The 21,327-nt window shown below is 62.8% G+C and carries 18 protein-coding genes; 17 read left to right on the top strand and 1 reads right to left on the bottom strand.

Translation table 11 applies throughout. The annotated features are described in order from the left end of the window. Position 1 precedes the first annotated feature (1 nt). The 7 genes from otsB to ssb all read left to right on the top strand — a co-directional run bounded on the left by otsB (position 2) and on the right by ssb (position 7,019). The gene (gene otsB / locus V4529_01835; GenBank protein MES2357060.1) at positions 2-790 is read left to right on the top strand and encodes a trehalose-phosphatase; all 789 of its coding nucleotides are present in this window, start codon (positions 2-4) and stop codon (positions 788-790) included. Further along, positions 787-2,694, top strand: a complete 1,908-nt coding sequence (locus tag V4529_01840; protein ID MES2357061.1) for a glycoside hydrolase family 15 protein — start codon at positions 787-789, stop codon at positions 2,692-2,694. Before otsB ends, V4529_01840 begins: the two co-directional genes overlap by 4 nt. A gap of 93 nt (positions 2,695-2,787) precedes the next feature. Further along, positions 2,788-4,845 carry an excinuclease ABC subunit UvrB gene (gene uvrB / locus V4529_01845; GenBank protein MES2357062.1) on the top strand — a complete coding sequence of 686 codons (2,058 nt, stop codon included), beginning with the start codon at positions 2,788-2,790 and terminating at the stop codon, positions 4,843-4,845. Next, on the top strand, positions 4,845-5,300 hold the full coding sequence (tsaE, locus tag V4529_01850) for a tRNA (adenosine(37)-N6)-threonylcarbamoyltransferase complex ATPase subunit type 1 TsaE (protein ID MES2357063.1): 456 nt from the start codon (positions 4,845-4,847) through the stop codon (positions 5,298-5,300). The genes uvrB and tsaE overlap by 1 nt, the downstream gene beginning before the upstream one ends. After that, positions 5,300-5,965, top strand: a complete 666-nt coding sequence (gene tsaB, locus V4529_01855; GenBank protein MES2357064.1) for a tRNA (adenosine(37)-N6)-threonylcarbamoyltransferase complex dimerization subunit type 1 TsaB — start codon at positions 5,300-5,302, stop codon at positions 5,963-5,965. Before tsaE ends, tsaB begins: the two co-directional genes overlap by 1 nt. Then, entirely contained in the window at positions 5,962-6,516 is a 555-nt protein-coding gene (gene rimI / locus V4529_01860; GenBank protein MES2357065.1) for a ribosomal protein S18-alanine N-acetyltransferase, read from the top strand. Before tsaB ends, rimI begins: the two co-directional genes overlap by 4 nt. Continuing rightward, the gene (gene ssb, locus V4529_01865) at positions 6,513-7,019 is read left to right on the top strand and encodes a single-stranded DNA-binding protein (GenBank protein ID MES2357066.1); all 507 of its coding nucleotides are present in this window, start codon (positions 6,513-6,515) and stop codon (positions 7,017-7,019) included. The genes rimI and ssb overlap by 4 nt, the downstream gene beginning before the upstream one ends. A gap of 106 nt (positions 7,020-7,125) precedes the next feature. On the opposite strand, the gene V4529_01870 is transcribed toward ssb, so the two are convergent. After that, positions 7,126-9,276: a prolyl oligopeptidase family serine peptidase gene (locus V4529_01870; GenBank protein MES2357067.1), complete on the bottom strand. Its 2,151-nt coding sequence runs from the start codon at positions 9,274-9,276 to the stop codon at positions 7,126-7,128. Positions 9,277-9,530: 254 nt separating this feature from the next. Here V4529_01870 and V4529_01875 point away from each other — a divergent pair, with 254 nt between their 5' ends. The 10 genes from V4529_01875 (at position 9,531) to V4529_01920 (ending at position 21,320) form a co-directional block, all read left to right on the top strand. Continuing rightward, positions 9,531-9,938: a BlaI/MecI/CopY family transcriptional regulator gene (locus tag V4529_01875; protein ID MES2357068.1), complete on the top strand. Its 408-nt coding sequence runs from the start codon at positions 9,531-9,533 to the stop codon at positions 9,936-9,938. A gap of 2 nt (positions 9,939-9,940) precedes the next feature. Further along, positions 9,941-12,115 carry a M56 family metallopeptidase gene (locus V4529_01880; GenBank protein ID MES2357069.1) on the top strand — a complete coding sequence of 725 codons (2,175 nt, stop codon included), beginning with the start codon at positions 9,941-9,943 and terminating at the stop codon, positions 12,113-12,115. Positions 12,116-12,239: 124 nt separating this feature from the next. Beyond that, entirely contained in the window at positions 12,240-13,607 is a 1,368-nt protein-coding gene (locus V4529_01885) for a HEAT repeat domain-containing protein (protein ID MES2357070.1), read from the top strand. A gap of 90 nt (positions 13,608-13,697) precedes the next feature. Next, entirely contained in the window at positions 13,698-16,439 is a 2,742-nt protein-coding gene (locus V4529_01890; GenBank protein MES2357071.1) for a DUF5916 domain-containing protein, read from the top strand. 64 nt (positions 16,440-16,503) lie between these two features. Beyond that, positions 16,504-16,848, top strand: a complete 345-nt coding sequence (locus V4529_01895) for a hypothetical protein (GenBank protein ID MES2357072.1) — start codon at positions 16,504-16,506, stop codon at positions 16,846-16,848. Between the two features lie 115 nt (positions 16,849-16,963). Further along, positions 16,964-18,091, top strand: coding sequence for a LysM peptidoglycan-binding domain-containing protein (locus V4529_01900; protein ID MES2357073.1), 1,128 nt, complete (start codon positions 16,964-16,966; stop codon positions 18,089-18,091). A 72-nt stretch (positions 18,092-18,163) separates the two neighbouring features. After that, complete coding sequence (locus V4529_01905) at positions 18,164-18,883, top strand: MotA/TolQ/ExbB proton channel family protein (protein MES2357074.1); 720 nt, start codon at positions 18,164-18,166, stop codon at positions 18,881-18,883. After that, a complete protein-coding gene (locus V4529_01910; GenBank protein ID MES2357075.1) occupies positions 18,884-19,306 on the top strand; it encodes a biopolymer transporter ExbD in 423 nt (140 codons plus the stop codon). Continuing rightward, the gene (locus V4529_01915) at positions 19,303-20,004 is read left to right on the top strand and encodes a TonB C-terminal domain-containing protein (protein ID MES2357076.1); all 702 of its coding nucleotides are present in this window, start codon (positions 19,303-19,305) and stop codon (positions 20,002-20,004) included. The genes V4529_01910 and V4529_01915 overlap by 4 nt, the downstream gene beginning before the upstream one ends. Beyond that, a complete protein-coding gene (locus V4529_01920; protein MES2357077.1) occupies positions 20,004-21,320 on the top strand; it encodes a hypothetical protein in 1,317 nt (438 codons plus the stop codon). The genes V4529_01915 and V4529_01920 overlap by 1 nt, the downstream gene beginning before the upstream one ends. Positions 21,321-21,327 lie beyond the last annotated feature (7 nt).

Genomic DNA, 21,327 nt, shown 5'->3' on the forward strand with positions numbered 1-21,327 from the left:
CGTGACGCCCGCCGAGCCGGACGAAATTGCGCGAAGGCTGAGAGGAACGCCGCTCATCATCCTGCTGGACATCGACGGAACGCTATGTGACATCGTCGAACGTGCCGACGTGGCGAGCATCCCGGGATCAGCGCGCGAGTCGCTACGCGCGCTGATCGCCAGGCGCGACCGCGGCGTGCATGTTGCGTTTGTCACAGGTCGCTCCGTCGCAGATGCGCGCCGGATGCTGTCGATCGGCGGCGTGACGATTTATGGGAATCACGGAATGGAGCACCTGTCGGAGTCGGGAAACATTACAGGGCCGGAGGGGTGGGAAGATGCAGGACTCGCGCTGCGCGACGCCCGGAAGGATCTGGACGCGGTCGTCGCTCGGTTTCCCGGAACCAGTATCGAGGACAAGGGGTTCAGCTTGACACTACACTTCCGCGAAATGGACATGGCGCTGCTTCCAGCACTCGACGCGCGCGTTGCGGAGATCGCGCGGGAGCGCGGCGTTACGCTCGCACCCGGCAAGTGCGTGATCAACGTCCTCGCCAGCGAGAGTCTGACCAAGGGCGATGCTGTGCTGGAAATAGTTCACGAGCTCGGCGGCGAGTCGCCCGATGCATCCATTCTGTTCGCCGGCGACGACGTGACCGATGAAGATGGCTTTCGCGCATTGCGGGCGTTTCCGCATGCGACAACCGTTCGCGTAGGGGCGCCGGACGCAACGACAGATGCACAATTCTCCGTGGACACTCCCCGCGAAATCCACGACCTGCTGGATTTGCTTGCCGCCTCGAGATCATGACAGCGACGTCGATACCAGCGCTGCAACCCTCGCAGAGCGCGACTGGCGGTGCGATTGCAGGTGCGACTTCGGCGAGTAATCAGGCGCCGGCAGCGTGGTCTTCGGCTGCGACTTCCGCGTACCCGCCGATCTCGGCGTATGCAGTGATCGGCGACATGCGGACTGCGGCGCTCGTCGGTCTCAACGGATCGATCGACTGGTGCTGCCTGCCGGAGTTCCCGTCTCCGTCCACGTTCGCGGCGATTCTGGACGAGTCGCGCGGCGGGCGTTTTCAGATCGTGCCTGCTGGAACGCACACGAGCGAGCAGAGATATCTGCCTGCGACCAACGTGCTCGTTACAGCCTTTCATGACAGTACGGGCACGCTCGAGCTGTGCGACTTCATGCCCGTGGGGCAGGACGGACGGCGTCCGGGTCTCGCCGAGATTCACCGGGAGGTGAAGTGCACGCGCGGGCAGATGGACATATCGATCTGCTTTTCGCCGCGATTCGACTACGCGGTTAAGCCAGCGCACATCATCCCGCGAAAGAACGGACTGCTCGCTACCGACGACGACAACGAAGCCGCAGCACTCTCCGGGCCACCCGACCTGTGGTGGCGCGTGGATGAGATGGGCGCGACGGCGCAATTGCGGATGCGCGCCGGCGAGTCCGCGTGGTTCGTGCTGCGATACGATGACGATGAGGTACTTCCGATCGCATCGTACAGATCGCAGGAGCGGTTGCAGCAGACCGTGGCGTTCTGGGATGGCTGGGTCGCGACACTCAAGTACGAGGGTACCCACCGCGCCGTGGTCGAGCGGTCGGCGCTCACTCTCAAGTTGCTGTGTTACGAGCCGAGCGGCGCGATCATAGCGGCGCCGACGACATCGCTTCCGGAAGAAATCGGCGGCGAGCGCAACTGGGATTATCGCTTCATCTGGCTTCGCGACGCCTCGTTCACACTCGACGCGCTGCAGGGACTCGGACGGCACGAAGAGGCGAGCGCGTTCATGGCGTTCCTGCGACGCATTACACGCAAGGCTACCCATTCCCATCTGCAGATCATGTATGGAGTGGACGGATCGCGCGATCTGCCGGAGCGCACGTTGCCACACCTTTCTGGATACCGCAACTCCGCGCCAGTGCGAGTCGGCAACGCCGCGGTGAATCAGTTGCAGCTGGACGTGTACGGCGAGATTCTGAATACCGCCCACCGATGGAGTCGTAGCGCGACCGTCGGCGAGGGTACGTGGTGGTCGCTCAGTCGACTGGTGGACTGGATCGCCGTTCACTGGCGCGATCCCGACAGCGGCATATGGGAAGTGCGCGCGACCGAAGAGCACTACGTGATGAGCAAGGTCATGTGCTGGGTCGCTCTCGACCGCGGTGTGAAGATGGGTCGCGAGTTCGACCTCCCGTGCGACATCGCGCGGTGGGAAGCTGCGCGCGACGCGGTGTGGGCCGAGGTGATGGAGCGAGGGTGGAGCGAGAAGCGCCAGAGCTTCGTGCAGTTCTACGGCACCGACGCGCTCGACGCGGCGAATCTCATCATACCGATGGTTGGTTTTCTTCCGCCCGATCACGAGCGAGTGAAGGGGACGATAGCGGCAACGTTGCGCGATCTCACGAGCGAGGACAGGGAGCTGGTGTACCGTTATCGCAACGACGACGGCCTGCCGGGTTCCGAGGGCGTCTTCTCGATCTGCACATTCTGGATGGCGCAGGCTCTCGTGCTGTCGGGCGATGCAGAGCAGGGCGAGCGCATCTTCTGTCGCATGCTGAAGCACGCCAACCATGTCGGCCTCTACAGCGAGGAGCTGGATCCCGGGACCGGCGGGTTCGCCGGGAATTTCCCCCAGGGTCTGACTCACATCGCGCTCATAAACTGCGCGCTGGCACTGGCGGAGGTTGGACGGGGGTAGCAATGACGAGGCTGAGCGTGCTTTTTCGGGGATGAGGGTATGTCAATCTCGAACGCTCGTTCGAATACGATCTTCGGTTAAATTTCGGTACTCATGGCAAAGTTCGACTTGGTGGCACCCTTTGAGCCGGCCGGAGATCAGCCGAAGGCGATAGCCGAGCTTACGCGCGGCCTCGAGCGTGGCGATCGGTTCCAGACGCTGTTGGGTGTAACGGGCTCTGGAAAGACGATGTCGATCGCGAACGTGATCCAGGCGTACGGCAAGCCGACGCTCGTTCTGTCCCACAACAAGACGCTCGCTGCGCAGCTGTATGGCGAGATCAAGTCCTTCTTCCCGCACAACGCGGTCGAGTACTTCATCTCGTACTATGACTACTATCAGCCCGAGGCGTACGTCCCGACGACGGACACCTATATCGAGAAGGACGCGTCGATAAACGAGGACATCGACCGGTTGCGACTGCGTGCAACGTCGAGCCTGATGGAGCGCGACGACGTGATAATCGTCGCAACCGTTTCGGCGATCTACGGCCTGGGCGATCCGGTGCAGTACCGTGAGCAGATGGTGACGCTGGTGCAGGGTCAGAAGATCGCGCGCGATGACATTCTGCGTTCACTCGTGAAGATCCAGTACGGCCGCAACGACGTTGCGTTCGAGCGCGGCACCTTCCGCGTTCGAGGTGACACGGTCGAGATTCTGCCCGCCTATGAGGAGCAGGGCGTTCGCATCGAGCTCTGGGGTGACGAGATCGAGCGCATCAGCAAGATCGACCCGCTCACCGGCAACGTCATCGCCGCGCTGGAACGTGCGGCGATCTATCCTGCCAAGCACTTCGTTACCAGTCGGCCGACCATCGAGCGCGCGGTGCGGCGCATTCAGGCAGAGCTGGCTGAGCGCCTGCAGGAGCTGCGCAACACCAACAAGCTGCTGGAAGCGCAGAGGCTCGAATCGCGCACCAACTTCGATATCGAGATGATGCTCGAGATCGGCACGTGTGCCGGAATCGAGAACTATTCGCGGCATCTGTCGGGACGCGAGATCGGCGAGCGGCCTGCCTGCCTGTTCGACTACTTCCCTGACGATTTCCTGGTGGTGGTCGACGAGTCGCACGTCACGCTGCCGCAGATCGGCGGAATGTTCAACGGGGATCGTGCACGCAAGCTGACGCTGGTCGATTACGGGTTCAGATTGCCGAGCGCGCTGGACAACAGACCGCTCACCTTCGACGAGTTTCTGTCGCTTACACCTCGAGCGATCAACGTGTCCGCAACGCCGGGTGACATCGAGCTGAGACTGTGCGAGGGAGTGGTGGTGGAGCAGATTATCCGGCCCACGGGACTGATCGATCCGGAGATCGAAGTTCGGCCGGTGCGCGGCCAGGTTGACGATCTGCTCAAGGAGATCCGGCTTCGCGAGCGCAAGAGCGAGCGTGTGCTGGTTACCACGCTCACCAAGCGCATGTCTGAAGACCTGACTGACTATCTGCAGCAGATGGGCGTTCGCGTGCGCTACATGCACTCGGACATCGACGCGATCGAGCGCATGGAAATCGTCCGCGGTCTGCGCCTCGGCGAGTTCGACGTACTGGTAGGAATCAATCTGCTGCGTGAAGGCCTGGACATGCCCGAGGTGTCGCTGGTGGCGATCCTCGATGCGGATCAGGAGGGTTTCCTGCGCAGCGACCGCTCTCTCATCCAGACGACCGGCCGCGCCGCGCGGCATCTCAACGGCCGCGCGATATTCTATGCGGATCGCATCACGGGATCGATGAAGCGCTGCATGGACGAGACCGCACGTCGCCGTGCGACGCAGCTCGCGTACAACACCGAGCACGGAATCACACCGCGCAGCGTGGTCAAGAGCACCGATCAGGTTCGTTTCATCACGCGCGTGGCCGATGCACGGTCGGAGCGGCAGGACAGACAGGCCGAGCAGTCGCGCAGAGTCGCGGAATCGTCCCCGGAATATTCGAAGATCGCGGACATCGATGCGTTGATAAAGACACTGGAGGATGACATGAAGGTGGCCGCGAAGGATCTCGATTTCGAGAGTGCTGCGCGCATTCGTGACCAGTTGTTCGAGCTGCGTGCTCAGCGCGACAACAAGTCCAGACGCGCCTCACCGTCACTCGCTGCGCTCCGGAACGAATAATGGACGCGCATCATCACACGACGCCGCCGCGCGCGACGCGCGGCCATCTCGTCATGAGCGAGCAGGAGCTGATCGCGTGGGGCGAGCGATTGGGTGCCGATTCGCATCCACGCCTCGTCATCGCGCTCACGGGCGAGTTGGGTGCCGGGAAGACGACGCTCGCGCAGGCGATCTGCCGCGGCTACGGCGTGACGGCACCCGTCACGAGTCCGACATATGCGCTCGTGCACGAATATGCGGCGCCGCACTCGCCGGTGTTTCACATCGATCTGTATCGCATCGAGCGCGTCGAGGAGCTGGAGCAGATCGGATGGAGCGACATTGTTGCTTCGAACGCGCTTGTGATCGTGGAATGGCCGGAGCATGCGGGCGAGCTCCTTCCGACCGATCATCTTCCCATCGCGCTCGATTACGATCCCGAGCGCGCCGACCGTCGTCTACTCCTGGCCGGCTGATGCTCGGAAGCGTGCTGGTACTCGAGACTTCGACGGAGACGGGATCCGTCGCAATCACGCGCGACGGCGTGCTCGTGAGCGATCTGTCGTTCGCGTCGCGCGACGCAACTGGCGCGCGCACCGAAGCGCTCGCACCTGCGGTCGTGCAGTGCCTCGGCCGCGCCACGATGCCGCTGCGTGAAGTTTCCGCTGTAGTGTGCGGAGCCGGTCCGGGTGGTTTCACGAGCCTTCGGTCAGCTGCTGCGTTCGCCAAGGGAATCTGTTCCGCGCTGAGTATTCCACTCTATGCTGTGTCGTCTCTGGAATTGCTTGCGTGGAGCGCGGCTACGTCCGACGGATATCTCATTGCTGCGCTGCAGGCCGGACGTGGCGAATGGTTCTGTCAGGATGCGAATCGCGACGGCGATCGCACGGAGTTGGTCGGCGTGACCTATCTCGTGGGCGACGACGAGTTGCGCGCGCGTGCGGTGCGGATGCACGCGCAATTGATCGGGCCGGGATTGGACATGGACGCCAGGCCGCTCGCGCGTGCCCTTGTTCCCAGATTGGGTGACATCGCTGCGCGCGGAGCGGTCGACCTGGATTCGTGGGAGCCGACATATGGGAGGCTCGCGGAGGCGCAGGTCAAGTGGGAGGCGGCGCACGGGCGGCCGCTGACGACGTGACGGCAACGGTGCGTGTTGCCGAGCGTTCGGATCTTGGGGCGGTCATCGCCATTGAACGTGTTTCGTTCGGCGATCCATGGACACGCGGGATGTTTGGCACCCATCTGACGTCAGAGGACGGCAATAATTTTCTTGTCGCCGAAGAGGCCGGGAGCGTGGTTGGCTACGCCATCACGGTGGCCGTGTCGGAGGAATCCGAGCTGCTGAACATCGCCGTCGATCCCGAGCATCGATGTCAGGGGCTCGGCGCGTTGCTACTGGACGCTGCGATGGAGCTTTGCCGCCGAAGCGGTGCGAAGGAGATGTGGCTGGAAGTGCGTGCGTCGAACGTGGGAGCGCGCACGCTGTACGGCAGTCGCGGATTCGCCGAAATGGGGGTTCGCAAGCGATATTATCATGCGCCGCGAGAGGACGCGATAGTGCTTCGATCGGACCTTCGCTCACTCGCGCGCAATGAAACGGTACCAGAAACGGCCACCGGCTTTCCCGCTGGAGTCCGAGATCCCATACTTTCATCGGCGAGCCACTTTCCTCGCCAGGAGAACAAATGAGCCGAAGCCTCAATAAAGCGATGTTGATCGGGAATGTCGGGCAGGACCCGGAAGTTCGTTCGACCACGAACGGTGGCCGCGTAGCGACGTTCTCGCTCGCGACGTCTCGTACCTGGAACGGGCCGTCGGGCGACCGTCAGGAAAAGACGGAATGGCACCGCTGCGTCGTCTGGAACGCCGGACGCGGCCAGGGTGCAGAGAAGGGAATGGGACTCGCCGACGTGGTCGAGAAGTACGTCAAGAAGGGCGACAAGCTGTACGTCGAAGGGCCTATCGAGTACCGCCAGTGGCAGGACAAGGAAAACCAGACGCGCTACACGACCGAGATCCGCGTTCGCGAGCTCGTTATGCTGAGCTCGCGCGGCGGCAGTGATTTCGACGGGGAGGCTCCGCCGGCACGCTCTGCGCGACCAGCCGCCGCGAAGAGCGGCGCGGGCCAGGGCGGCGAGTTCGAGGATTTCCCGGCGGCGTTGCAGGACGAGGACGACGATCTGCCGTTCTAAACTGACTTGTTCAGCCGTCGACTTCGGTACCGAACTCGACGGCTGAACCGCTCACGCAGTTCCGGGCGCGCGTACCATGTCATACGTCGCGAAGCGCCGGGCGCCGTTACTTCACGCCGAACTGCTTGTTGAAGTAGCTGACCGTCGCCGAGTCAGCGCTCGCCCAGGACGCGTGTCGCAGAAAGCCATGGATCTCGTCCGGAATCACCATTTCCTCGTAGCTCACTCCGGCGGTGGAAAGGCGGCGCGCGAGGTCGACCGTTTCGTGAAAGTGCACGTTGCGATCGTCGTCACCCTGAATCAGCAACACCGGGCTCTTCCACCTTGCAATTGCCGACACTGGCGATGAAGTCCATGCAACGTCCAGCGCCTTCTTGATGTCACTCTTCTCGTAACGCAGCTGTGCGTTGATGAGCCTGCTGCCCGATTCATCCAGCCAGTTGTGAACGCCGTGCATGTCCACGCCGGCCTTGAAGATGTCGGAGTTGTGCGCGAGCGCCATCGCGGTGAGGAAGCCGCCGTACGATCCGCCCCAGATTCCGATGCGCCGCGAATCGACCGACGCGAGCGAGCGCAGATACTCGCCACCCGCCGTCACGTCCTGATACTCGGATGCGCCAGCCGATCCAGCGTGCGCCGGATGGTGAAAGTTGTGTCCGTACCCAATTCCAAGTCTGTAGTTCACCGACAGCACGACGTAGCCGTGATTCGCGAGATACTGGTTGACCGCGTACGAGTTGGAGTAGTAATCCATGTAATGCCAACCGAGCATCATCTGGCGTGGCGGACCGCCGTGCACAAAAACGATGCCCGGCTTCCTCGCCGATCCCGCGCCATTGCGGTCGAACAGCTGGCCATGCACCAAGGTTCCGTCGGCCGCCTTGAACGTGACCGGCTTCGGGATCACCAGATCTGCCGTCGGGAACGACGCAGGAATCACTTCTTCTGCAAGGGCGCGGGGAGAGCCACCGTTGATTGGAATCACCATCGGCAGAGGCGGCCTCTGCGCGCCCGCACCGACGAACGCAACTGTGCTTCCGTCGCCTGTTACGAACGGTGTCCACTCGAGACCGGTGCCAGACGTGAGCGCAACAGGCGTGGCTCGATCGACCGGCACGCGGAAGATGTGACGCCGGTCGCCGTCGCCCGGAGTGTTACCGGTGTTTGCGCTGTATAGAAGCGATTTGCCATCAGGCGAGAGAGTGATGAACTCCGCCATGAACGATCCGGGAGTGAGCAGCAATGGCGCCCCGCCCGTTTCGGCGACGGAATACAGATGTGGCCATCCGTCCGTATCGTTCAGGAAGACGATGCGTCCGCCGGAAGCCCACGAAAGGTTGGTGCCTCCGTCAGTGGTCGGTACGGAGCTCAACAATGTGTTGGCGCTCTGCCACACGAGTCGACCCAGACCTGTTGCAGCATCGGCGGTCCAGATTGCCCAGGGGCGCGGATGCAGTTCCAGTACTGTTTCCGGCGCACCGCCAGTGCCAGGCGTGCGCACGAACGCGATACGCGTCCCATCCGGCGACCATTTCGGCGACCGGTCGTGCGACGTCGACGGAGCGAGGTAACGGATCGGCGTCGAGTCCGACGTGAAGATGCCGATGAAGCTGTGGTCGCCACGGTTGGAAACGAAGGCGAGCCGGTCGCCGTTTGGTGACCACGTAGGAGATCCATTGCTCCCTCGCGCGAAGAAGAGCTGCTTCGCCGCCGCCGATCCGTCGATTGGTACGGTCCAGATCGCCTGGCCCTTAGTGAATGCGACGCGATCACCGCGTGGGGAGATCACGGGCTCGTCACCCTCCGCAAGCAGTTTCGGCGGTTGGTTCGACGCGCCGTCCACGTGCACCGCCCATATCTCGACCTTGGGCTTGACCGGCGAATGATCCGGATCCGGTGGCAGCCCGCCCTCGGCGGCCCAGTTCGCGTCGTGATCACCGCCGCGCACGTATACAACCCACGTGCCGTCCGGCGATACGGCGAGATTCGTGAGCTCCTGTCCGTCGTCCGCACGGTAATCCGTGAGTGTGCGCGCCTCGAAGTCGGGCCCCGCAGCGGTCCAGACGTTACGCACACCGGATGCGTCGATGACCCACGCAATTCGCGAAGATTTCGGCGAAGCCGTGAGTCCGGTCGCGAACGGGTAGCTCAGCACCTGCTCCAGTGTAAACGACGCGCTCGGCACCGCGACGCGATTCGCCTGTGCCCCGGCGGCGATGGTGATTGCTGCCGACAGTAAGAGCCCGGCGACGGACATGGCAATGGCGTTACGTATCCCAGCACGACTTCTTGCACGGAGAGCCAACATTTGCTTCCTCTGTTCAGACTGGAGAATCCTGCTTCGGGCATGTATGCACACGGCGAATGTGGCGCTAGCGGTGCGAACCGCAAGATCCGGGGACTGGGCCGTTCGGGATGCTCCCCCCTTGACAGTCACGCTGTAATGGTGAAAATTCAACACAGTTGATTTTTCAGCAGTACCAGACCGCCCTTCATCAGTCGAGCATTCGAATGGCTTCCAGGCGCACCGCAACAGCTGCTACCGCCCCTTCATTCTCCCGCCGCGAACGCCAGGTAATGGACATTCTGCACCGGCGAGGCGAGGCGACAGTCGCTGAAATCATGAACGATCTTCCCGATCCACCGACTTATTCTGCAGTGCGCTCGGTGTTGCGCATACTCGCGGAGAAGGGCGCCATCATCCACAAGGAAGATGGCCCGCGCTACGTATACTCGCCGGCGCGACCTACCGAAACAGCGCGCGAGGACGTTCTCGCACACGTCGTCAGAACTTACTTCGCGGGATCTCCGGAGCAGGCGGTCACAGCGTTGCTTCGCATGTCCGACACCGACATGACCGAAGACGACGTGCAGCGCCATCGGGAAACGATTCGGCGCGCGCGCCAGGAGGGGAGATAATCATGTCGCCACTTTCTCTTGCCAGCGTCGGCCCTTTCCACGGGGAAAACCTGTCACTGCTGATACTCATCGTGAAGGCGACGCTGATCCTGATTGGCGCGCTGGGCGCTACACTCGCCATGCAACGCGCGGCGGCGGGTGCACGTCACCTCGTCTGGCTCGTTACGCTCGGTGCGCTGTTGCTCATTCCCGCGCTCACGGTCTGGGCGCCGATCCATCTTCGGATTCTCCCAGCTCTGCCGGCGACGAGCGGCGTGGTGTCGAATGCTGGCGTTGCAGCGACGCGGCGCGCTTCTGCACTGCCGGGCGACCGGTCGGCAGCCGCAACGAAGCCGCTTGATATCGCGGCATCGCAACACTCAGTCGCACCTGAAACTTCGCCGGCGACTGAGACGTCAAGCATTGCCGACCGTATACGCAACACAGATCTGTTGACGATCTTGCTTGTCACCTGGCTCGCAGTCGTACTCGTGATCACGGCCTCGCTCGCGTTTGCGGCGCTGTCCCTGCGACGCATCGTTCGTAACAGCATTCCTCTGACCGGGAGAGAATGGCTCGACACCGTGTGGGAGATCTCCGATCGCATCGGGCTCGAGAAGGCGCCGCGGTTGTTGCAGAGCAGGGAAACGAAGATGCCGTTCGCATGCGGTACGCTGCACCCAACTGTCGTCCTTCCGGTAGAGAGCGAGGGATGGTCGCCGGAGCGACGCAGCGCGGTACTGCTGCACGAGCTCGCGCACGTGCGCCGCAGGGATCTGGTCGGTCATACACTCGGCCGCATCACGTGCGCCGTGTACTGGTTTCATCCGCTGGTCTGGACGGCAGCAAAGCGACTGCGCTCGGAGAGCGAGCGAGCGTGCGATGATCTGGCCCTGATGTGCGGCACGCGTGCGGCGGATTACGCCGAGCATCTCCTCGACATCGTTACTTCCGTGCGCGGCGATCGCACACCGATGGTCGCGCTCGCCATGGCGCGAAGGAAGGAATTCGAGGGTCGCATGCTCGCGATCCTCGATCCGCAGGCTCGGCGTTCGGCTCCAGGTCGTTGGAAGACCGCTGCGCTCGTTGGCTCGCTCGGCACACTCTCCATTGTCGTTGGCGCCGCTGCACCCATGCCTCGCGTGGCTCCAGCAACACCATCACCGATCGTGCGTGCGCCTCTCGCCGAGGCTTCGCACGTCGCCACAACGTCACAGGTTGTGGCAACGCCTCGGGTTGCGCTCCCATCAGGAGGTTCTGATCGGACGGAAGACCACGGAGCGAACAACGCGCTTGCTGACGCTGCGGCTCGATTCGGAATGAAGGTCGCTTCCAGCGTATTGGCCGACGCACAGTCTGGCTTGCAGACTATAGCCCCGAAGGTGAGCGTGCGCGCTTCGGATTCTGACGGACGGAAGAGCGAGATCGCGGTCAAGCCCGCCTTTTCGTTCGATGCGACCTTCGATTCAAAAACTCCCGACGAGCGTGCAGATCTGCTCGCGAAAGTTCTTGCGACCGACGCGAACGCGGAATTGCGCAGAACAGCAGCGTGGGGACTCTCGAAGTACATCGAGAACCCGGTCGCCTCCTCGGCGTTGACTCGTGCACTGCTCCACGATGCGAACGCATCGGTGCGGGAAACGGCCGCTTGGGCGCTCGCCCGCGATCATCGCAACGCCGCGCAGTCGGCCGTCAGTGCGCTAACGTCGGCGATTCGTACTGACGCCAGCGACTCCGTTCGCGCCACCGCCGCGTGGGCGCTGGGCAGCATTCACGATGACGCGGCAATCCCTGCGCTCACGGCGGCACTGGCCGACAGGAACGCAGACGTGCGTAGCAGGGCGGTGTGGGCGCTTGGGAGTGTGCGGCCGCGATCAGCGCCGAGCGCACTCGTTGCGAAACTGCATGATAGCGATCCGGATGTGCGGACCCTCGCTGCATGGGCATTGTTCACGATTCGCGATACGACTTCCATTCCCGCACTGCAGGCCGCGCTCCGCACCGAGACCAACAAGGACATCCAGGTCGATTACATCCGCGCGCTCGGCGCGATGGGTGAACAGTCACTGAGCGCCATTCGCGGTCTGCTCGAGTCGTCGGATCCCAAGGTCAAGTCGATGGCGGTGGATGCGCTGGCCGGCGGTAATGCGACCGGCCCGTGGCCGTGGCCATGGCCGCAGCCGCGACCGTTCCCGTAGGAAACGCACAAGTGCGCGCGTAACCCGGCCCGAGGCCGCTACGGGCGCATGCTTTTGACCCGAAGTGCTGATTTTTCACCATACAGCCCGGTGCGCAGACATGGGCAATCACGGAGGAGGAACGATGTTGAGAATCATTGGAGCGGTTGCTGCCGCAGCGTTCGTGTCGACCGCAAGTGCGATCAGGCACGACCATTCGTCGCTCGCCGGCGTAGCCGACGACACCGCGTCGTTCGACGTGAGCGCACTGCTCGCCGCCGCGCGCGGAGTATCACCAAACGTATGCGCGCTCGCCGCGAGGGCCGTCGGCAACGGTAGTTGGGGGCGTTCCAGCGACGCGCCGGTGACACCGCTTGGCGCGTCGGCCGACCTGCACGGTATGCTGGACTCCCGCAATCTTCCTGCTGTTGATGTCACCAGGCTGATCGGTGCGCTCGGGTCGGACGATCCATGCGTGCGCGAGCTCTCAGTGCGTCTCATCGGCACCCAGAACAATGCGAGCGTTGCGCCGGAGCTGCTCACACGACTCACATCCAGCAATGCATCGCTGCGTGCGATTGCCGCATTCGGACTTGGTCTCGTCGATGCCAGGACAGCGGTGGATCAGCTCATTCACGCGCTCGGCGACGCAACGGCCGACGTGCGCGCCAACTCCGCGTGGGCGCTTGGCAGAATCGAGGACGGTCGCGCGCTGTCGTCGCTGGTTTCGCTGTTCAACGATGCGTCACCGGTAACGCGCGAAGCGGCGGTCATTGCGGTTGGCCGAATGGATTCCACGAGCACGTCGGCAGCCCTCATACGCACGCTGCAACATGATGACGTCGCCTCCGTGCGCCGCGCCGCCGCGTGGGCGCTCGGAACGCTGGACGCGAAAGATGGCGTACCGGCACTCTCCACGACGCTCACCAACGACAGCAATGCGGAAGTGCGCGAGATGAGCGCGTGGGCACTTGGCAACCTCGACGACAACGCTGGTGCGAGCGCGCTTCAGCGTGCGCTGCAAAAGGATTCAGACGACAAGGTGCGTGAATCCGCCGCGTGGGCGCTCGGCGAACTCGGGGACGCATCCTCGACTGACGCCCTTGCAAGTGCCACCGAGTCCGACAGAAGTGTGAAAGTGCGTGGTACAGCGGCGTGGGCAATCGGTCAGATCGGCCATGCCGATCGTCGTGCGGTTGCCGGCCTGACGCATCTGCTCAAGGAGTCCGATGACAACGTTCGGCTCCGCGCGGCGTGGTCGCTGGGCCAGATCGAAGACAGCACGGCGCTTCCGGAGATCGATTCCGCTCTCGGCGTCGAAAAGAACTCCGACGTGCGCCGCGCGCTCATTCGGGCTATCTCCAAATCAGGCGGCAATACCGCCGCGAGAATGCGCGTGCTGATCGACTCCAAGGATCCACAGGTGCGCGAAGCCGCCATTCGCTCGCTCGCGGGCGGCCGGGCGTTCGGCCCGTGGCCATGGCCGGCGCCGCGACCGCGGCCGTGGCCGTAAACCCGCGCCCGCGGCAAGCAACCTTTTGACTACTGGTACCATCTAACCACGCGATGGCTGAAACCAGACACTTATCTGACACAACTTCCAATGCACGTATATCGGTCCGCAGTTCTGGCGTTGCTCGCCCTCGCACCAGTCGCAGTCCACTCTCAGGAAACTGCCACGTCGTCGATTCATCCGCGCACACCGCCGGTGGCGGTTGCGACGCGGCGCGAAGGACCCATCACACTCGACGGAAAGCTTGACGACGCTGCATGGAAGGCAGCGACACCGATAACAAAGTTCATACAGCAGCAACCGCACGAAGGCCTGCCAGCGACGCAAGCCACCGAGATTCGCATTCTATATGACGATCAGGCCCTGTATATCGGGGCTCGCGTGAACGACTCGCTCGGGGCGAAGGGGGTTCGCGCTCCGCTGGCGCGACGCGACCAGCTGCTGGATGCCAGTGGGAATAACGGCTCGTTCAATTCGTTGACGACGGACAAGATCATAGTTGTCCTCGATCCGTACCACAATCACATCGACGAGGCCTGGTTCGAGGTGAATCCGCAGGGCGTCAAGGGCGATCAGTTCGACGGCGATCCGTCCTGGGATCCCATATGGGAGGCCGCGACGCACGTCGATTCACTCGGCTGGACCGCGGAGATGCGTATCCCGTTTTCGCAGCTGCGATTCTCGCGCGACTCCGTGCAGACGTGGGGAATGGAAGTCTGGCGCTACGTGGACCGGCTCAATGAGCAGGACATGTGGGCGTACTGGAAAACGAGCGAGTCTGGAGGGCCGGCATTCTACGGTCATCTCACGGGTCTCAAGATCGGCGCGCAGCCACGCCAGTTCGAGCTGCTGCCATACGTCCTGAGCGGTGTGCATTCCAAGTACGCCGTGCCGACAGATCCATTTCACAAATCGACGTCGACCAATCTCGCGACGGGCATGGACCTCAAGTATCTGTTGACATCGAATCTCACGCTCGATGCAACGGTCAACCCCGACTTCGGTCAGGTGGAAGTCGATCCCGCGACAATCAACCTGTCCGCGTACGAAACGTACTACGACGAGAAGCGCCCGTTCTTCGTGTCGGGTAGCAGCGCGTTCGATTACGGCGGAATGAACTGCAATTTCTGCAGCAATACTTCCAACCTTGGCCTCTTCTATTCCAGGCGCATTGGCAGAGCGCCGCAGCTGAACAGCTTCGTCAGCGGTCTCTCGGCGTTCAGCGATCTGCCCAATACCACATCGATACTTGGCGCTGCCAAGATTACCGGCCGCACCGCGGGTGGCATCACCGTGGGCATGCTCGACGCGCTTACAAACCGGGAGAGCGCCGAGTACGTCGCGGCGCCAGGCGGACCCACGGTGACGCAGCCGGTCGAGCCGCTCAGCAACTATTTCGTCGGCAGGGCGAAGAAGGACCTGCGCGAGGGAGCAACGACCATCGGCGGAATGTTCACGTCCGTCGCGCGGCAGATGAACGACACGATTCTGTCCGATCGCCTACGCAGTCATGCGGAAGCCGTGGGACTCGATTGGAATCATCGGTGGAGCCATCGTGACTACGACTGGATGGGATCCATTGCCGCGTCGAACGTTGCCGGATCGACACAGGCGATCGGACTGACCGAACAGTCGAGCGCACACTACTTCCAGCGGCCCGACCGGCGGGTTCGGAGCGACGGACTGTTCGGTGCAGCGTACGACAGCAATGCGACGTCGCTGCGCGGATACGGCCTGTATACGCGAGTTGCAAAGACCAGCGGCAACTGGTTCTGGGAAACGGCCCAGAACTGGCGCAGCCCCGGGTTCGAAGTGAACGATCTATCGTATCTCGATCGCGCCGACTACAAGTGGATGAACTTCAACATCGGTCGCAACTGGAGTCTCCCGGGAAGCTGGTATCGCAGCGCCATGCTCATGGCGGGCGGCCAGCAGCAGTTCAACTACGACGGTGATCGCACCGATCAGCAGGGGCAGGTCTTCACGCAGATCAATTTTCTCAACTACTGGAGACTGCGCAGCTTCTACATCTATCATCCAGCTGTGCTGGACGATCGCCTGACGCGTGGTGGACCGGTGGTCATGCGTAGCGGCTACAAGGTCCTGATGGGTCAGGTCTCGACGGATCCGCGCGCGCGCGCCGTGTTCGACGTCTCCGTGCAGGGTGGTCCGAGCGTCGGTGGCCAGGGCCATCAGCTATCCATCGCCCCGGGAATCGCGCTCAAGCCGGCGTCCAGCATCTTCGTCAGCCTTACGCCGACGTTCAGCTCGAACGAGGACAACGCGCAGTACGTGACCACGGAGACCGATCCGACGGCGACGGCGTTTTACGGCCATCGCTACGTGTTCGCCTATCTCAGGGCTGAGACCTGGTCGCTCGACACGCGCATCAACTGGACATTCACGCCGAATCTCACGTTGCAGCTGTACGCGCAGCCCTACTTCTCGAGCGGCGACTACGCGTCGTTCCGTGAATTCGCGGCGCCCCGTGCACTCACGAAAGTCATCTATGGCAAGGATGCTGGCACCATTGTACGCACGCCGGCAACGGCGACGTCCGGAGCGACGTACACCGTCGATCCCGACGGCGCGGGACCTGCGAAGCCCTTCAGCTTCGGCGATCCGAACTTCGCATATCGCTCCCTGATCGGAAACGCCGTGCTGCGGTGGGAGTACCGTCCAGGCTCGACAGTGTTCTTCGTCTGGACTCAGACGCGCTCCGGCACCAATGACGTAGGAAACTTCGACTTTACACGCGATCGCACCGCACTGTTGAGCGACAGACCGACGAACATTTTCCAGATCAAGGTGAATTACTGGTTGGGAAGATAGGCCTTCTACCAGTGGATCTGGCGAGCGCTAGATTCACTGGTATACCGCCAGTCGGGAGGGGGACATGCAACACGTCGCACCTTTGGCCTCGCCGCGCGAGAGCATCTTCGCGGTTCTCGCGTCGGCCGCTCGAAGACTGTCTTACGGCGATCTGTCAGTGATCGCGGCCGCCAGCGGAGGCGTTGCACTTGCGGCCGCCGCAATCGACCGCGCATCGTGGATGCTGCTCTCCGCATGCTACGTCGTCTGGTGTTTCGCGGGTTGGGGGATTCTGTTTCACACCTCGACGCCGCGAACCGCCCGCTGGAAAGCCTTCCAGTGGACCATCGTCGGCTCGGCCAGCGTCGTCGCGGTCATCCTCGGCGTGGCTGTCTTTTTCTGGGCTCTTGGACCACGCTGGCAGTTGTAGCTCCGCCAGAACAGGGTACCGGCGGATGAGATCCGGTACCTCGCGAACGCATCGCTGATCGTAGGTTGGGCGCAGGTCAAAGTTGCCGCTTCACTCGCCCGGTCGTCCTCCAACGATGCCAAACAGACACGCGAGAGCCACACGCGCGGCCGTAATCGTCGCGTCCCTTCTAGCCGTCACCGCGCCCGCGCTTCAGGCGCAGGTGGTGCCCGCGAAGAATGCGCAGGCTGCCAGAGCAACCCCATCGGTCGTCAAGCACACGGTCAAGCCGGGCGACACACTATGGGACATCGCCAAGTTCTACCTCAAGGACCCGTTCAGGTGGCCTGAAGTCTTTCACGCGAATACGGACATCGTCAAGAACCCGCACTGGATCTATCCCGGGCAGGTTCTCACCATCGACGGATCGGCAGTGAAGCCGGAAGTCGCGGCCCGGGTGGATTCCACAGGCTTTGTCGTCGCCCAGATCCAGACGCGCGCGCAGGCGCCGACCGTATTCGCCGAGCACCAGAGCACAGTCGACGAAAGACTTGCGGCCGCAACGGCGATGCCGCCGGCCCTTACGGTGCGTCCCGGTGAATACGAAGCGGCGCCTTACGTGGTATCCGAGAACGGACGGCTCGAGGCGGGCCGCGTGATCGGGCCCGTCGACCGGCCAGCGCTCGGTCTTTCATCTGACGCAGGCTTCCGTCTGTTCGACCGGGTCTACGTATCGATTCCGGCAGGGGTGAACGTCGGCGACAAGGTGGTCGTCGCGAAAACCGGCGAAACCATCGCCGACGTGGGCCGTGTCATCGAGCCGACAGCCGTCATGCGCATCGACTCGCTCGCCGGTACGTCTCAGGCAATCGGCACTATCGTCAAGCAATTTGGAACAGTCGTTCCGGGGCAGAGGATTGTCCTACCCGGACGAACGTTCGAAAGCACCTCTACGCGCCCTCTGGCCGGCAGCTACCCCCTTTCCGCCAAGCTGGTCTGGGTGCAGGGCTCGCCCAGGCTTCCGTCGGTGCAGACGTACGTGATTCTCGCAGTTGGCGAGGCGAAGGGTGTGCGGCCGGGAGACCAGTTCACGCTGCTCAGCGATGGGCAGTTCAGTGATGGAACGCCGGCACCCCTGAGCGCCACGGCGCGGGTGACGATCGTTCGCGTCACTCCGTTCGGTGCCAGTGGAATCGTCGTACATCAGGATCAACCCGAGATCCAGACGGGAATGGCGGCCCGTCTCACAGCGAAGATGCCATAACCGGATGTCGTAACAACGATGCCACTATGCACGACGCCGGCTTAGATTTGGCGTTTTGCCGACGGAGTTGTAGTGATTCAGATATTGGCTTGGGCGCAGGTCGGCGTGGTGCCGACCACGCCTCTCGATATGGTGGTCAGCGCGACCGCGCCAACGAAGATCGTACTCGGCGTCCTCATCGCGTTGTCGCTCGTGAGCTGGGCGATCATGTTCGCGAAATGGGCGCAATTCCGTGGAATAACGCGCAAGTCGAGTGCGTTCATGCTGAACTTCGAGCGTGCGTCGTCGTTCGAGGCGGCAGTGGATGCCGCGCGACAATCGAGTGATCTGCCGCACGGCCGCGTACTGCGGCGTGCGAGCGAGTTCCTGCGCGAAGTGACGCCCGCGCTCGCTGCCACTGCGGGTCGCGCAGCGAAATTCAGCGGATCACAGGTCGAAGCTCTCCGCCTCGTGCTCGACGCGGAGACCAACGCTGCGCGAGACAGACTCTCGCGCTACGTCCCATCGCTCGGCACCATCGGGTCGGTGAGCCCGCTCATCGGTCTCTTCGGCACTGTGCTTGGCGTAATCGAGGCGTTCATCGGAATCGCGTCACAGGGCTCCGGCAACATCGGTGCTGTTGCGCCTGGTGTGGCAGAGGCACTGATAGCGACCGCCGCCGCGCTCGCCGTCGCTATCCCCGCGGTGTTCGGCTACAATCTGTTCGCAAACCGGTTGAATCGGATCGACAGCGAGCTCGAAGGCTTCGGCACGGAGCTCATCGCGCTTCTCGTGCGCGAGGGACGGATCTAGGTGGCGAACCGCGGCCGTCGGCGTGGTGAGCGTCTACCGATCAACGCCGAGATCAATGTTGTGAGTCTGATCGACGTGATGATGCTGCTGATGGTCATCTTCATGATCACGGCGCCCATCATGCAGGGCGGCGTCGATGTGGCGCTTCCCAAGGCTGAAGCGCGGCCGCTCGAGGCCAAGAGCGGATTGGTTGTGACGGTGAATCGTGCCGGTGAGATATTCGTCGACAAGGACAAGCTTACCTACGAGCAATTCCGGGCGAGCTTCAAGGCCCTGGCGAGCCAGCACGGAAAAAACGGCGTGTATCTTCGCGCCGACCAGGGTGTACCGTATGGCATGGTGGTGCGAGTACTGGCTGTAATGCGAGCGAGCGGGTCCACCGACGTCGGCCTCGTCGCCGAACCGGAGGACATGCCGCGTTGAATAGTAGCGAGCGCGATGGTGGACTCACCGGGTCGCTGGGTGTGTCCGCTGTGGTGCATCTGACGATTCTTGGGCTGGCTATCTGGGCACTCCGGCCGGGTCCGCCGGTAGTCCTTCCTCCGATCTACAAGGTCAATATCGTTGCGGCGCCACCGGGCCCGCGAGCCATTGGCGAGGTCACTCGGGCTCCGGCTCCGACGAATCCGGCTCCGACCCCGCCAAAGATGCGCGAGACACCGTCCTCAGTGCCTCCCGCGCCCAGCAAGGCCCCGCCAGCGCCCACGACGCGGGCGACGCCAGTGGAAGCTCCCCCAAAGAAGGCCGCGCCAGCTACCAAGGCCCCAAAGGCCGGAGGTGGCCCTACAGGCGGTCGTGGTACTGATGTCGCTACCGTACAGACGGCTGGTATCGACTTTCCATTTCCCGGGTATCTCAACAACATCGTTCGGCAGATAGCGCTGAACTTTCGCGTCCAGAACCCGAACTCCCCGTTGAGCGCGACGATGTCATTTCTCATTCACCGCGATGGCAGCGTCACGGACGTGAAATTCGTCCACCGGTCCGGAGTCTACTCCTTCGATCTGGAGGCTCAGGGAGCCGTCGAGCGCGCATCGTCGTCGTTCGGTCCGCTTCCCGACGGTTTCCGGGATGATGTCCTCCCCGTAGTTTTCAGCTTCGATCCTCGTTTCCTGCAGTGATGCAACTCAAACAAATACTTATTGCCGCGGTCGCCAGCTCGGCGCTCGCGTTGGCGCCGGCTGCGGCCCGCGCACAGAACCCGACGGTGCCTGAAGGCGTCCGCCTCGGACTCAACTACACGCTTGGCACCAAGCCCGGCGTGCTCGTGCTGCCCATGGATTCCACAGGCGGCGATTCCGTACGTGCGATACTTCAGCGCGACATCGATTATGACGATCGAGCGACGGTCATAACGCTGGATGACCAATCGGCGCGCGCCATGATGCCCAAAACGGGTGACGACTTCAACTACCCGATCTTCGCCAAGCTCGGCGTCGTCGCCATCCTGCGTCCGCAGCGGTCGCTGACGGGAATCACCATCACGATGTACGACGTCGCGGCCAAAAAGCGAATTCAGATCGGCGGCTTTCCGCTCACGGATCAGGTCAACTCGCCCGCGTGGCGTATGGCCGTGCATCGCGCGAGCGATGAAGTGGAGCGCTGGATCTTCGGTACTCCGGGCGCAGCGACGACGCGAATCCTGTTCAGCGGCGGCGACAAGCAGATATGGGTGATCGACAGCGATGGCGAGAACGCACGAAAGCTGACGTCGGTGACGCTCGCGATGTCGGCTGCATGGAGCCCGGACGCCACCAAGTTCGTCTTCTGCGGTTTCACGCCGAGCGGCTCGCAAATCGCCGTGTACAGCTTCATTACGGGCGATCTGCACTGGTTGAGCGGAACGGCGCGCGGTCTCAACATCACGCCGACCTATTCACCAGACGGACGAACCATCGCGTACGCGAGCGGAAGCGAAGGCGGCACCGACATAATGGTCATGCAGGAGGGCGACGCATCGCCGTCACGCCGGATCACCGTCGGAAGGGGGAGCGACAATACGTCACCTGCATTCAGTCCGGACGGGCGACAGATCGCTTTCATGTCCGGTCGCGCCGGCCATCCGGAGGTCTATACGATGGACGCTGACGGCACCAATCCTTCGTTGCTCACCGAATTCACGTACGGCGAGCAGGCCTATCGTGCGTCGCCGGACTGGGCGCCGGACGGCCGGCGGATTGCGTACGAATCGCGCATCGACGGCAACTTTCAGATCATGACGATCGACATGCGGGACCGCTCTACCAAGCAATACACGAGCGATGGCCAGAACGAAGATCCTGCGTGGGCGCCCGACTCGCGCCACATGGTATTCTCATCGACGCGTACGGGACCACGCCAGCTGTGGGTGCTCGATGCCGAGTCAGGACGCATGCGTCAGCTGACTCACGCCGCCGGTGCGCGGCTCGCCGCGTGGTCGCCGATCCTCAAACCCTAACCCCTCG

Source organism: Gemmatimonadota bacterium (genome assembly GCA_040388625.1).
In the GTDB taxonomy this organism is placed as follows: Bacteria; Gemmatimonadota; Gemmatimonadetes; order Gemmatimonadales; family Gemmatimonadaceae; genus Fen-1247.

What these genes read in the sequence shown, in the direction of transcription:
- V4529_01840 (MES2357061.1), top strand. Translation starts at nt 787, where the DNA reads ATGACAGCGACGTCGATACCAGCGCTGCAACCCTCGCAGAGCGCGACT.
- uvrB (MES2357062.1), top strand. Translation starts at nt 2,788, where the DNA reads ATGGCAAAGTTCGACTTGGTGGCACCCTTTGAGCCGGCCGGAGATCAG.
- tsaE (MES2357063.1), top strand. Translation starts at nt 4,845, where the DNA reads ATGGACGCGCATCATCACACGACGCCGCCGCGCGCGACGCGCGGCCAT.
- tsaB (MES2357064.1), top strand. Translation starts at nt 5,300, where the DNA reads ATGCTCGGAAGCGTGCTGGTACTCGAGACTTCGACGGAGACGGGATCC.
- ssb (MES2357066.1), top strand. Translation starts at nt 6,513, where the DNA reads ATGAGCCGAAGCCTCAATAAAGCGATGTTGATCGGGAATGTCGGGCAG.
- V4529_01870 (MES2357067.1), bottom strand. Translation starts at nt 9,276, where the DNA reads ATGTCCGTCGCCGGGCTCTTACTGTCGGCAGCAATCACCATCGCCGCC.
- V4529_01875 (MES2357068.1), top strand. Translation starts at nt 9,531, where the DNA reads ATGGCTTCCAGGCGCACCGCAACAGCTGCTACCGCCCCTTCATTCTCC.
- V4529_01880 (MES2357069.1), top strand. Translation starts at nt 9,941, where the DNA reads ATGTCGCCACTTTCTCTTGCCAGCGTCGGCCCTTTCCACGGGGAAAAC.
- V4529_01885 (MES2357070.1), top strand. Translation starts at nt 12,240, where the DNA reads ATGTTGAGAATCATTGGAGCGGTTGCTGCCGCAGCGTTCGTGTCGACC.
- V4529_01890 (MES2357071.1), top strand. Translation starts at nt 13,698, where the DNA reads ATGCACGTATATCGGTCCGCAGTTCTGGCGTTGCTCGCCCTCGCACCA.
- V4529_01895 (MES2357072.1), top strand. Translation starts at nt 16,504, where the DNA reads ATGCAACACGTCGCACCTTTGGCCTCGCCGCGCGAGAGCATCTTCGCG.
- V4529_01900 (MES2357073.1), top strand. Translation starts at nt 16,964, where the DNA reads ATGCCAAACAGACACGCGAGAGCCACACGCGCGGCCGTAATCGTCGCG.
- V4529_01920 (MES2357077.1), top strand. Translation starts at nt 20,004, where the DNA reads ATGCAACTCAAACAAATACTTATTGCCGCGGTCGCCAGCTCGGCGCTC.